The organism is Marinobacter lutaoensis (assembly GCF_001981305.1).
Taxonomy (GTDB): Bacteria; Pseudomonadota; Gammaproteobacteria; order Pseudomonadales; family Oleiphilaceae; genus Marinobacter; species Marinobacter lutaoensis.
The window spans coordinates 184509-197927 of record NZ_MSCW01000008.1 but is presented as its reverse complement, the minus strand read 5'-3'; the positions used below and the strand labels follow the sequence as shown (position 1 = coordinate 197927).

The window sequence follows — 13419 nt, the reverse complement described above, 5'->3', positions numbered from 1 at the left end:
TTACCAGCGGGCGAAGTGGTCCTCCATCAGTCCCCGTAGCCCGGACACGGGGATTGCGGTGCCCGTGTCATCAATCACCTGGCCTTCAAAGGTACCGATGTACTGGCGGAAGTTGGATGCCAGCAAGCCGGCGTTCAGCTTCTCCCGGCGCACGCCGGCCGGTGTAAACCGCAGCTCGACGCGACCGTCTTCGGTACAGACCCGCCAAGCACTGTCCGGCCGGTAACGGTCGAACTCGAACCGGGCCGCGCCCAGCCTCAGGCGACGCTCGCCCAGCCACAGCGCATTCTCCGTCATCCCCGTTTCGTTGACCCCCGCCGCCAAGTTCAGGCCCAGCGTACGGCCATCCGCCAGTACCCCGGCCAGAGACGCCCAGTTCCATGCCGTTTCCCGGCGCATGAAGCCGCAGCTCCAGTCGACGGCGCCCCGGGTGGCGTCATCGCAACGCCAGATCCGGTCGCCCCAGCGAATCTGGCCCTCCACCGGCAGCCCCGCCGACTTGCGGGTGAACACCCAGCCGTTGTAGCCGGCCGGACACACCAGGCGCAACGGCTCGACCGGTTCCCGCAATTCCAGGTCCACCCGGACACCGCCGGGGGCGACAACGGAGACATGCCGACCCGCCGTCACCGGCGTCACCTGGATCCGCACATCGCCCTTGTGAAAACGCGCCACCCCCCGTTCGGGCCGGGGCTCCAGATACGTCCCCAAAGCCAGAGGCCGCAGCAGGGACTGCTGCTGCAGCTCCCCGGTTTCGAAATCATAGAGGTAGAAAAAGGCGTTGCCGACCAGCTTCAGATCCACCACCGCCAGCCCGAATACCCAGCCCGGTGCCATGGCGCTGACGAACTGGAACTGGTTGAACCGCCAGCGCCGGACCAGGCGTCCCCGGGGACGGTCCATCACCGAACGCAGGTCATAGTCCAGATAGTTGATTTCATCCACCGGTTGCGACAATACACCGGGACGAATCCGGCCTTGGGCATCGATCAGTTTGTTCAAGGTTTCAGGCACCGTCAGATCAGGCCAATTGACGGGATTGCCGGTTCCACCAGCTACCTGGTTCACAATCCCCGCGACCGTGGCTTTGCCGTTCCAGGCACCGTGCTAGACTCGGCATCACCACATTCCCTGGAGTGTACCCCATGCGAAATCCCCGAGCCCATGGCTTTACGGGCTGGGCTGCACCGGCCTTTGGCCTGATCTGCGCGCTGCTGGTGCTGGCTCTGGCCAGCGCCACCGCACAGGCCGAGGCCCTGCCCGACGAGCAGGCCGCCGACTGGCACCTGCGCAAGGAGACCGACGGCATCCGCGTCTATACCACCGAACAGCCGGGCTCCCGGTTCGAGGCCTTCAAGGCGGTCGCCACCCTGGACGTGCCGATCGAGAACCTGATGGCGGTCATGATCGATCCCACGTCCTGCGTTGCCTGGGTCCACAACTGCGTGGAGTCCCAGGCCTTCGGACCGGGCGATTTCCACGACCGCTTCGCTTACTCGGTCAACGACATGCCCTGGCCGGTCGCGGACCGGGACTACGTCCTGCACATTCGCACCCGGGGCGAGCGGGACACGGGGGTCATCGTGATGGATCTGAATGCCACCCCCGACCAGCGCCCCAACACCCAGGGCCGGACCCGGGTGGACCGGTCCGACACGCGCTACCGCTTCACCCCCGAGGGCGACCGGACCCGGATGGTATGGATCCAGCACACCGACCCCAACGGCACCCTGCCCGGCTGGCTGGTGAACGCTCTGGTCATCGACATTCCCGTACGCTCCATGCAGTCGCTGGAACGGGTGGCCCGCCAGCCCCGTTACCAGGGCTTTCGCCTGGTCTGGGATGACCACGGCCGCCTGGTGGATGTCGCCGGCCCCGGCTCCTGACCTGATAGGTGACGGGCTGGCAAAGTCACGCTAAGCTTTGGAGTAACCGACGACCACCACAGGCAGGCAAGGCTCCATGACCGTTCTCGCCCGAGAGATCATGACCCCTCAGATCAAGGCGGTTCCCCAAAGCTGGACCATGAACCAGCTCGCCCGCTTCCTCACCGACAACGAAATCACCGGCAGTCCCGTCACCGACGAGCACGGCGACGTGGTGGGCATCGTCACCCTCAAGGACATCACCGAATTCCGCTGGAACGCCACCAGCCCGGACACCGAAGCCGAGCTCACCCCGGAAGAACTGGCCGAGGCCCGGCGGCTGCGCTTGGCCATTTTCGAGGAGATGGGCAAAGTGCCGGTGGAGGTCCGGGATATCATGACCCCCAGCGTGCTGTCGGTCGATGAGCAGACCCCGGTCCGGGACATCGCCAATATCATGATGCGGGAGCACCTGCACCGAATCTTCGTCACCAAGGAGTCCAAAATCACCGGTATCATCACCACCTATGACATGCTGAAACTGATTTCCGACCGGGAACTGACGCAGCGCTGCGCCGAGAACGACTGAGCCACCAGAGAGGTAGCCCCACCTATGCCCAGAGCACCGCAAGCTCGCAAGAAGATGTACGTCCTCGACACCAACGTCCTGATCCACGACCCCAACGCCCTCCTGAATTTTGAAGAACACGATGTCATCATCCCCATGACCGTGCTGGAAGAGCTCGACAAGCTCAAATCCGGCAAGCAAACGGTGGCGGCGGACTGCCGCCAGGCCATCCGCAACATCGACAAGGTCCTGGGTGACGCCACCCCCAAGGAAATCGAGAAGGGCGTGCCGATCGTGCGCGGCGAGAAGGCCGAACCGATGGGCCGGCTGCTGATCCTGATGAGCACTGAGCGGGCCGGCGCCCACGCCCTGCCCGAGCACCTCAATGACAACAAGATCATCAACACCCTGGCGGCCCTGCAGGAACGGCACAAGTCACGGGACATCATCCTGGTCAGCAAGGACATCAACATGCGCCTGAAGGCGCGCGGCTTTGGTGTCGAGGCCCAGGACTACCATAACGACCAGCTACTGGACGACATCGACCTGCTGCCCAAGGGGTACCACGAGTTCGAGAACTCGTTCTGGGACAACATCGAGAAGGTGGAGACGGTTCAGCGGGAAGGCGCCACCGAGCACATCCTGCGCCGGGAAGGCGTGCTGGCGAAGGTCAACATCAACGAGTTCCTGATCGACGAGCGGGGCTTCGTCGGCAAGGTGGTGGACGTGGACAGCGAGCAGGTCATCATCCGCGACCTGCACCAGCACGATTTGATGAACGAAGAGGTGTGGGGCCTGGTGCCCCGGGACATCTACCAGGCCATGGCCCTGCATCTGCTGCTGGACCCGGACATCCATCTGGTGAACCTGACCGGCTCAGCCGGCTCCGGCAAGACCATTCTGGCACTGGCCGCCTGCATCGAGATGACCGTGGCCAGCAAAATGTACAAGCGCATCATCGCCACCCGCTCCACCCAGGGTCTGGACGAGGACATCGGATTCCTGCCCGGCACCGAGGCGGAGAAGATGGAGCCCTGGCTCGGCGCCATCGTCGATAACCTGGAGGCACTGCACGAGGACGACGAGAACATGACCGCATCGGTCGACTACATCCTCAGCAAAGTGCCGCTGCACTTCAAGTCGATGAACTACATCCGCGGCCGCAGTTTCCAGCACAGCCTGATCATCATCGACGAGTCCCAGAACCTGACCCCACACCAGATCAAGACCATCATCACCCGCGCCGGCAACGGCTCCAAGGTGATCTGCCTGGGCAACCTGGCGCAGATCGATACCCCCTATCTGAGCGCCCTCAGCTCAGGTCTGACCTACATGACCGAACGCTTCAAGGGGTTCCGCCACGGCGCCCACATCCATCTGCAGGGGGTTCCCCGCTCGGCCCTGGCCGAATACGCGGAAGCCAACCTGTAACCGGAGCCGGCGACGCCGGGGCCCCAGGGCCCGGCTTCGCCGGCCGTTGATCAGACCCGGTAACGCGCCACCTGATCCGCGAGTTCCGAGGCCAGTGCCCGCAACCGCTTGGTGGTCTCCCCAGCCCGGCGGGTGCCCTGGGCACTCTGTTCAATCACCGCGACGATACTGTGCACATTCTGATTGATCGCCTCCGACACCTGAGTCTGCTCCTCGGCAGCGCTGGCGATCTGGGTATTCATGTCGGTGATGGTCGCCACCGCCTCGCTGATACGCTGCAGCGCCTCGATGACCTGGCGGGTTTCCTGCACCGTTGCCTCGCTGCGTTCGCTGATCGCGCCGATCAGGGCCACCGCGTCATCCACGCCCCGCTGTAACCGTTCGATGGTGCCCTGAATCTCCTGAGTGCTTTCCTGGGTGCGGCTGGCCAGGGTTCTCACCTCATCCGCCACCACCGCGAAACCACGGCCGGCCTCCCCGGCCCGGGCCGCCTCGATGGCCGCGTTCAGGGCCAGCAGGTTGGTCTGGTCGGCGATGTCCCGGATCACCTCCAGAACACGGTCGATCTTGCGGGAGTCCGCCCCCAACCGTTCAATCACCTGAACGCCCTGGGCCACCTGGTCCGACAGCCCGCCAATCACCTCGGCGGCCTGCTGGATCATGCCCCGGGCCTCGCCGACCTGAGCACTGGCACTCTCCGCCGCAGTCGAGGCCTCGCTGGCATTCCCCGCCACCTGCTGCGCCGCCGCGGTCATCTCGTTCATCGCCGTGGCCACCTGATCGCTCTCCGAGGTCTGGCGTTCCACGCCCTTCTCGGTCTCGTCCATCACCCGGGCCAGATCGGTGGCCGACTCATTCAGGGTGTGGGCGGTGGCCAGCAGATGGCGCACCAAACCGTGCACCTGATCGGCAAACTGATTGAACGCCTTGGCCAGCTGGCCAAGCTCATCGGACCCGTCAACCTCCAGGCGCCGGGTCAGGTCACCGTCGCCGCCGGCGATGTCGTCCATGGCGGCCACCACACGCCTCAGCGGCCGGACAATACCCCGCACCACCAGCAACGCCAGCAGTACGATCAGCGCCAACGCCACCAGGGAAGTGGTCACCGAGGCAAACACCGCGTCGGACAAGTCATCCGCCACTTCGCCCTCCATCGCCGCCACCTGATTCTCCAGCCCGGTGACCCAGAAGCCGGTGCCAAGCATGAGTCCCCACTTGGGCAGCATCTCCGCATAACCGAGTTTGGGCTCCACCTGGCCGGTGTCCGCATTCTTCCAGCCATAGGACACATAACCGCCACCGCCGCGGGCCGCCTGCACCAGCTCCCGGATCAGGTACACCCCGTTGGGATCCTGAAAATCCCACAGGTTCTTGCCCTCCAGCGCAGGATTGACCCCATGCATGACGTTGACACCCTGGGTGTCGTAGGCGAACAGGTAACCGGTGCCGCCGGAATCGTTGAACCGCATCTGTCGCAGGATGGCCATGGCCTCCTCGCGGACCGCAGGATCCGTCGCCGCGTCCGGCCGTTCGTACAGATGGGCGATGGCCGAGCGGGCCAACTGCAGGTAATTCTTCAGTTCCTGACGCTTGCTCGCCTCCATGTCGGTGGCGAAACCGGCGACGGCGTTCTCTCCGATCGCGCGCGCCTGGCTCAGGTTATAGACAGTCAGAAAGGCCGTCAGGCCAATGACGGGCAACAGCGCCAGCAGCAGTACCCGCGTTTGAATGGTCAGTCTGTTCATGGCGATCCGTTGTCTACCGGTCCGTGGACGCCGACAAGGCGGCGGGGAAACGGCCTGGAATGATAACGGAGCCGGCCGACCGGATCACCGGGAGAACTGCATCGTTTGTATACGGACTGTAACTCGCTCCTGAGTTGGAACCGTCAGCCCCGAGCCTGCCGACGCCAACGGGCCGGTGGCAGGCCGGTCCAGCGCCGGAACGCGCGATAGAAGGTGCTGACCTCGGCAAAGCCCAGGAACTGGGCAATGTCCGCCAGCGGGCGCCGGCTTTGCGCCACCGCCTGCAACGCCAGGGCTCGCCGGGTCTCGTCCACCAGGCCCTGAAAGGTCTGCCCCCGGGCCGCCAGCCGGCGAGCCAGCGTGCGCTCACTGATGCCCAGGGCCCGGGCCGCCTCGGCCCGGCGAGGCACCCCCTGGCCCATGCGCTCGGACAGCCAGCGACCCAGATTCTGGAGCTCGGCACCGTCGCGCTCCAGTGCCGCCAGGCGGCCGGCGCTGAACCGTTCATGGAGCACCGCCAGCCTGGGGTCGGCCTGGGGCAGCGGGCGGTCCAGTACATCGTTGGCCAGCAGCAGGCCACTGAAGGCCTGCTCAAACTCCACCGGGCAGGCAAACACCGCCCGGTAGCCCGTCAGCGGCCCCAGCCGCCCCTGGCTGAACTGCACCCGCAGCGGTCGCACGCCGCAGCCGGTGATCCAGTCCGAAAACCGGACCACCGCTGCCAGCACGGCTTCGATCTGGTGGGGGCTGAACGCCAGCCGCCCCTGGCGCGGGTGATACACCAGCCAGGTGCTTCGACCTCCCGGCAGCAGCTGGAAGCGGCCACCGTCGGAGATCAACCGCTGGTATTTCTGCACCAGGGCAATGGCTTCCCGCAGTGTCGCGGCGGACTGCATGGCGAAGGCCACCACGTCCATGCTGGCCGGGCGCACCCCTGCCCCCACCTTCAGTCCGAAGCCGGGATCGCCGGTACCGCGCTCGGCGGCGTGCCAGAGCCGGGTGATGAAATCGATGGGCCAGCGCGGCCACGACAAGGACTCCGCCGGCAACTCTGCCATCCGCAGCAGGGAATCGGGCTCAACACCCAGCCTCTGGGCCGTGTCGATCACCGTATTGACCCAACCGATGGACACCGTGGCCTCTAATGTCAATTTTCTTGGCCTCCAAGGTCAATTCCGTCCTCATCATAGCGGGTTAAGGTCTGGAAAAACACAACAAGAACCGATCCAGGATACACACCATGAGCCAGGTCATTTCCTCAGATCTCGTCGTCGCCGGGGGCGGACTTGCCGGCATCGTCACGGCACTGGAGGCCCTGCGCGCCGGCCGCTCGGTCACCCTCGTGGACCGCGATCGCCCGGAGCGTTTCGGCGGGCTGGCACGCTGGGCCTTCGGCGGCATGGCACTGGTTGGCACACCGCTGCAGCAGCGTCTGAAGATTCCCGACACCCCCGAGCGCGCCCTGCGCGACTGGCTGCGCTTTGGCGAGCTCGATCCAACCGACCCATGGCCGATGCAGTGGGCCCGCCACTACGTCGAACGTTCCCGCCCAGAGGTTTACGACTGGCTTCGCGCCGAAGGCCTGAAATTCCTGCCGGCAGTCAACTGGGTCGAACGGGGCCGGTTCGGCGATGGCAACAGCCTGCCCCGCTATCACATTGTCTGGGGCACCGGCCTGGCGCTGGTCCGTTGCCTGGTGACGGCATTGCACCGGGCCGACCCGGGCGGGCGCCTGACCCTGCTGCACCAGCACCGGGTGACCGCCCTGGAGCACCAGGCGGGCCAGGTTCACGGCGCCCTGGCCGTGCACGAACCCAGCGGCCGCGAGGTGCGCATCAAAGCGCCGGTGGTGGTATTGGCCATGGGGGGCCTCAACGGCAACCACCGGGAATGCCGCGCCAACTGGCCCAAGGACCGGCCCCAACCGGCCACCCTGCTGAACGGGGCCCACCCCCTGGCCGACGGTGCCTTGCACCACTGGGCCGAAGACCACCTGGAAGCCCGCATCCGCCATGCCGGTGAAATGTGGAACTACGCCGCCGGTTTCCCCCATCCCTTTCCCCATTTTGAAGGCCACGGCCTGTCCACCATTCCCTGCAAGTCGGCGCTCTGGCTGAATCACCGGGGCGAGCGGATTGGCCCCGAGCCACTGGTCACGGGCTTTGATACCCACTGGTTGTGCCAGCGGGTCGCCGCCCAAGAGCAGCCCTGGACCTGGCATCTGCTGAACCGGCGCATCGCCTTGAAAGAGTTCGCCATTTCCGGGGCCGAACACAACGCCCGGATCCGGGACCGGCAGTTCCTGCGTTTTCTCAGGGAACTGCTGCTGGGCAACGCGCCGCTGGTGCGCCAGATGAGTGAGGAAAGTCCCCATTTCCTGGTGGACGACACCCTAGCGGGTCTGGCCCGGAAGATGAACGCGCTCACCTGCACCCTGGACATCGACCCGGCCGTTCTCCAGGCCACGGTGGATGACTTCGACGCCAACTTCAGCAAAGGCCGGCAACTGCACAACGACGCCCAGATCCGGATGATCCAGCACGCCCGCCAGTGGGGCCCGGACCGGCTGCGCACCTGCAAGCCGGCACCGCTGCAGAAACCGGGCGCTGGACCCTTCATCGCCATCCACATGCAGCTGACCACCCGCAAGAGCCTCGGCGGCCTGCACACCGACTTGCAAAGCCGGGTGCTGAACCCGGCCGGCGAGGCCATCGGCGGGCTCTACTGCGTCGGCGAGGCGGCCGGGTTCGGCGGTGGCGGCGCCAACGGCAAGCGCTCGCTGGAAGGCACCTTCCTGCCAGGCTGCATCCTGACCGCCCGGGCGGCCGCCCGCTCCATTCTGACCGGACGCTAACCACCGACTCACCTTTTCAACCGTGGGAGAGAGCCATGAGCAACGGCGCACATGCCCTGATGAACACGCTGGTCGAGGCTGGCATCGATGTCTGCTTCACCAACCCCGGCACCAGTGAAATGCACTTTGTCGCAGCCCTGGACAGCGAGCCGAGGATGCGGGCCGTCCTGACCCTGTTCGAGGGTGTCGCCACCGGTGCCGCCGACGGCTACGCCAGGATGGCAGACAAACCCGCCGCCACCCTGCTGCACCTCGGCTGCGGCCTCGGCAACGGCCTCGCCAACCTGCACAATGCCCGCAAGGGCAAGGTGCCGGTGCTGAACATCGTCGGCGACCACGCCACCGACCATGTTCCATACGACGCCCAGCTGCAGTCAGACATCGAAACCGTGGCCCGCAACGTATCCCCGGGGTTCGTGCGTACCGCCCGCAGCCCGGAAACCCTGTGCCGGGACGCCGCGGAAGCGATTGCCGCAGCCCGTGGCCTGCCCGGCCAGGTGGCAACCCTGATCCTGCCGGCGGATGTGTCCTGGAGCGAGGGCGCGACCCCCTGCCCGCCCTTGCCCCAACCCCAGCCACCGGCGGCGGACAGCGCCACCGTCGAGACCGTGGCCGAGGCCATCCGTACCGGCGCCAAGACCGCCCTGTTGTTGGGTGGCCGGGCCCTGCGGGCGCCGGCGTTGGAAGCGGCCGGACGCCTTGCCGCCCACTGTGGCGTGACCCTGCTCGCCGAGACCTTCCCCACCCGTCTGGAGCGGGGCGCGGGCCTGCCGCCGGTGGAACGGATCGCCTACCTGGCGGAACTGGCGACCCTGCAGCTGTCCGCGTTCGATCAGCTGATACTGGTGGACGCCAAGGCTCCGGTGTCGTTCTTTGCCTACCCCGGCAAGCCCAGTTACCTGGTCCCCGACACCTGCACCCTGCACACCCTGGCTACGCCCGAACAGGACAGCCTGGCGAGCTTGGAAGCCCTGGTTCAGGCGCTGGGGGCCGGCACGGCGGAACCCCCGCGGCAACCCGCCGCCCGCCCGGCACGCCCCCGTGGCAAGCTGACCGCCGAGAAGGTATGCAAAGCGATTGGCTACCGGATGCCGGAACACTGCATTCTGGTGGATGAAGCCATCACTTCCGGGTTGATGCTCAATGCCCTCACCGCCGGCGCGCCCCGGCACGACCTGCTGACCCTGACCGGCGGCGCCATCGGTCAGGGCCTGCCCAATGCCGTGGGCGCCGCCATTGCCTGCCCGGACCGGCCGGTGCTGGCCCTGGTCGGCGACGGCAGTGCCATGTACACCATCCAGGCACTGTGGACCATGGCCCGGGAAAACCTGAACGTGACCACGGTGATCTTCAACAACGCCGCCTACTCCATCCTCAACGTGGAACTGGAGCGGGTGGGAGCCGAAGGCGCCGGCGACAAGGCCCGGGCCCAGCTCGACATCAGCCGACCGGTCACCCACTACGCCCAACTCGCCCGGAGTCTGGGCGTGCATGGCACCCGGGTGAGCACCACCGACGCCCTGCTGAAAGCGCTGGACTATGCCTGGTCGATGCCCGGTCCGCACCTGATCGAGGTGATGATTCCGGAGTCACTGACCGGGCTGAAGCGCAAGATGCTGCCCTGGCTGCTGCGCTCGCTGCCCAGCCTGCCGCGTCCGCTGACCCGGGCCCTGAAACGGAAGATCGCGCCCTGAGGCGCGATCAGTCCTTGAACTGGGCCTTGTCCAGGCCGTGCTTCTTCATCTTGTCGTACAGGGTCTTGCGGGCAATGCCCAGCTGCACCATGGTGTCCTTGATGCTGCCGTGGCACGCGTTGAGGGCACTGATGATGGCCGAGCGCTCGAAGCTGTCCATCATTTCCGCCAGGGTCTGGCGCCCCGAGATGTTGCCGGCGCCGGCCCGCTCGTTCTCGTCCAGGGCCGCCGGGCCCAGCAGCACGTAGCGTTCGGCCAGGTTGCGCAGCTCCCGCACGTTGCCCGGCCATGAACGCTGCATCAACCGCGCCGTCTGGCTGGCGTCCAGGGGAATGCTTTCCCGGTCGTAGCGGGCGGCGGCGATCAGCGCGAAGTGGTGAAACAGCAGCGGGATATCTTCCTTGCGCTCACGCAGCGGCGGGATGTCCACCTTCACCACGTTCAAGCGGTAGTAGAGATCCTGGCGGAAGCGGCCCTCGTCGCTGAGCTGCTTCAGGTCGGCCTTGGTGGCGGCAATGATGCGCACATCCACCGGCCGGACCTGATTGCTACCCAGCCGTTCCACCATCCGTTCTTCCAGTACCCGCAGCAGCTTCACCTGCAACGGCATCGGCATGCTTTCCACCTCATCCAGAAACAGCGTGCCCTGGTGAGCATACTCGATCTTGCCAATGCGCAGCTTGTCGGCGCCGGTGAAGGCTCCGGGTTCGTGGCCAAACAGCTCGCTCTCAATCAGGTTTTCCGGCACCGCGCCACAATTGATGGCCACGAAGTTATGGGCGCTGCGGGGGCTGTTTTCGTGAATGTAACGGGCCAGGGCATCCTTGCCGGAGCCGGTCTCGCCGTGCAACAGGATGTTGGCGGAGGTTTCCAGGATCGGATGGATGGTGGCCAGCACACGCTGCATCGCCGGCGAGTTGCCGAGAATCCGGGGGCCGGGCTTGGCCATCTGCCGCAACTGGGCCTTCAGACGGCGGTTCTCCAGTGCCAGATGGCGTTTTTCCAGGGCGTGCCGGAGCAGCTCGATCAGCTCGTCGTGGTCAAAAGGCTTTTCGATGAAGTCATAGGCCCCCTGCTGCATCGCCGTCACCGCCGTGCTGATGTCCCCCTGCCCGGTCAGGATGATCACTGGGATGGCGTCGTCCACCGCCCGGACCTGCTGGAGCATGTCCAGCCCGTCCATGCCGGGCATGTTGTAATCGCACAGCACCACGCCCTCGAACTCCGGGCCGAGAGTACGCAGGGCACTGGCGGCGTCCTCGAAACAAGCCACCGGCAGGTCCTCCAGCGTGAGGCTCTGGGCCATCGCCTGGAGGATGTGGGGGTCGTCGTCCACAAAGATGACCGAAGGTTTGTTCATTCCGCTGTCTCACGCTTCTGTAGGATCAATACAAATTCCGCACCCGGGCCGTCGGTGCGGTTATGACCGGTCAGCCGTCCCCCCAGGGCATCCACGATCTGGCGGGAAATGGACAGACCGAGTCCCAGGCCCCGCTTCATCGACTTGGTGGTGAAGAACGGCTCGAAAATCTGTTCGGTGTTCGCCGGCAGCCCGGAACCGTTGTCCCGCACCCGACACCGCCAGTGTCCCGACTCCTCGCCGATGTCGATGGTGATCTCCGGCTGCGCCCGTCCCTCCACCGCCTGCACGGCGTTGGCCAGCAGGTTGACCATCACCTGCTCGATGCGGATCAGGTCGCCATGGCAGAGCACCGGCCGCTCGGGCCGCTGCCAACGGATATCGATGCCTTCGCTGTCCTTTTGAGCCATGATGATTTTTAGGGCCGCGTCCACCGGCATGCGCAGATCCACCACCGCCGGGCGCCCTTCGGACTTGCGGGCAAAGACCTTGAACTGACGGGTCAGCTCCGCCATCTTGCCGCACAGGGTGACGATTTCCGCCAGGTTGGCATCAACCATGTCCAGGGCGCCTTTCTCCAGAAAACGTCGGCTGTTGCGGGCATACGCCTGAATCGCGGTGATCGGTTGGTTCATCTCATGGTTCAGGCCGGCGGACATCTGGCCGAGCACCGCCAGCTTGGCCGCCTGAATCAGCTCCTGCTGGGTTTCCCTCAGCTCGCTCTGGGCCCGTTCCCGCTCACGGATTTCCGCCAGCAGCTGCCGGTTTGAACGTTCCAGGTCAGCGGTGCGTTCCGCCACCCGCCGTTCCAGTTGCTCGCCCCGTAGGGCCAGTTCGGCCTCCCGTCGGTAGCGCTCGCGCAGGTACAGCCAGGCCAGGAAAGCACCGACATAAATCACCCCGCCGGCCAGCACGAAACCCAGGCGGGTCCAGAGCACCGACCGGGTGGATACCATCACCTGCAAGGTCCAGTCCAGCCTGGGCAGGGGCGTGCGCACCGCCAGGTACTCCCGCCACGCCCCCGCGTCTTCCAGACGAATCTTGCCGGAGGGCTCAGACACCCCCCAGGGGCGCGGCAACAGCCGCAGGTTCATCGGCGTCAGGTCCCGGTCCGGATAACGCTGCCGGACCTCCGGCGACAGCGGCGGCGAATCGGGGCCGGAGAAATCCCGGTACAGCCACTGGGGCCGGCTGGCCAGGAAACTCACGCCGTCCCGGTCCAGCACCACCATCTCCGCCTCCCGCAGCGCGGCCGGCCGATGCCACTGGGACTCCAGCTCGTGCACCAGCACTTTCACTGCCACCACGCCGAGCACCTCGCCGGCGTCGTCACGAACCGGGTGGGAGAAGTACAGACCACGAACTCCGGACATCAACCCCAGGGCAAAGTAGATGGCCGAGTCCCCGGCGGCCAGGGCTTCATAGAAATACGGCCGGAAACTGAAGTTGCGGCCAACGAAACTGTCTTCCTGACGGTAGTTGTTGGCGGCGATGGTCAGGCCGGTGCGGTCCATAAGGTAGACATCGGAGCTGCCGACGATGGTGGCCATGCGCTGCATTTCCTCGTTGGCCCGCAGCAGCACCTCCGGATTGTCCGGAAAGCGCAACGCCTCGGCCAGCAACGGATGCTCCGCCATCAGCTCCGGAATGGGCAGGTACCGGTTCAGTTCATTCGCCACCAGCTGCCGGTAGCGGAAGGACTCCTCCAGGCTCTGCTGTTCCACCTGGCGGTAGCCGAACCAGCCTCCGAGCACCCAGGCCGCGGCGACCGTCAGCAGCAACAGAACACTCGCACCGATCCGGTAGGTCATGACACCCCTTACCCGCCCAAAAACGCCAGATTAGACGCCGGCGCCCGGCACGGCAACCGCACCCACGCGGTCGCCGGCCGGGCCGGCGGCG

Annotated in this window: 10 protein-coding genes; 5 read left to right on the top strand and 5 right to left on the bottom strand. The window is 65.9% G+C overall.

Annotated elements, in window-relative coordinates:
- Positions 1-1002, bottom strand: coding sequence for a DUF2804 domain-containing protein (locus tag BTO32_RS14025; RefSeq protein WP_076725264.1), 1002 nt, complete (start codon positions 1000-1002; stop codon positions 1-3).
- A 143-nt stretch (positions 1003-1145) separates the two neighbouring features.
- Here BTO32_RS14025 and BTO32_RS14020 point away from each other — a divergent pair, with 143 nt between their 5' ends.
- The 3 genes from BTO32_RS14020 (at position 1146) to BTO32_RS14010 (ending at position 3864) form a co-directional block, all read left to right on the top strand.
- Positions 1146-1886, top strand: coding sequence for an START domain-containing protein (locus tag BTO32_RS14020; protein ID WP_076725263.1), 741 nt, complete (start codon positions 1146-1148; stop codon positions 1884-1886).
- Positions 1887-1962: 76 nt separating this feature from the next.
- Positions 1963-2454, top strand: coding sequence for a CBS domain-containing protein (locus BTO32_RS14015; protein ID WP_076725262.1), 492 nt, complete (start codon positions 1963-1965; stop codon positions 2452-2454).
- A gap of 24 nt (positions 2455-2478) precedes the next feature.
- The gene (locus BTO32_RS14010) at positions 2479-3864 is read left to right on the top strand and encodes a PhoH family protein (RefSeq protein ID WP_425435230.1); all 1386 of its coding nucleotides are present in this window, start codon (positions 2479-2481) and stop codon (positions 3862-3864) included.
- A 50-nt stretch (positions 3865-3914) separates the two neighbouring features.
- On the opposite strand, the gene BTO32_RS14005 is transcribed toward BTO32_RS14010, so the two are convergent.
- Complete coding sequence (locus tag BTO32_RS14005; RefSeq protein WP_076725260.1) at positions 3915-5609, bottom strand: methyl-accepting chemotaxis protein; 1695 nt, start codon at positions 5607-5609, stop codon at positions 3915-3917.
- A 143-nt stretch (positions 5610-5752) separates the two neighbouring features.
- Positions 5753-6760, bottom strand: a complete 1008-nt coding sequence (locus BTO32_RS14000; RefSeq protein ID WP_076725259.1) for an AraC family transcriptional regulator — start codon at positions 6758-6760, stop codon at positions 5753-5755.
- An 89-nt stretch (positions 6761-6849) separates the two neighbouring features.
- On the opposite strand from BTO32_RS14000, the gene BTO32_RS13995 reads away from it, so the two are divergent.
- Entirely contained in the window at positions 6850-8463 is a 1614-nt protein-coding gene (locus BTO32_RS13995; RefSeq protein ID WP_076725258.1) for an FAD-dependent oxidoreductase, read from the top strand.
- A 35-nt stretch (positions 8464-8498) separates the two neighbouring features.
- Entirely contained in the window at positions 8499-10157 is a 1659-nt protein-coding gene (locus BTO32_RS13990) for an acetolactate synthase large subunit (protein WP_076725257.1), read from the top strand.
- 7 nt (positions 10158-10164) lie between these two features.
- On the opposite strand, the gene BTO32_RS13985 is transcribed toward BTO32_RS13990, so the two are convergent.
- Both BTO32_RS13985 and BTO32_RS13980 read right to left on the bottom strand, forming a co-directional pair.
- Complete coding sequence (locus tag BTO32_RS13985; protein ID WP_076725256.1) at positions 10165-11517, bottom strand: sigma-54-dependent transcriptional regulator; 1353 nt, start codon at positions 11515-11517, stop codon at positions 10165-10167.
- Entirely contained in the window at positions 11514-13328 is a 1815-nt protein-coding gene (locus BTO32_RS13980; protein ID WP_076725255.1) for a sensor histidine kinase, read from the bottom strand. Before BTO32_RS13980 ends, BTO32_RS13985 begins: the two co-directional genes overlap by 4 nt.
- Positions 13329-13419: the final 91 nt, after the last annotated feature.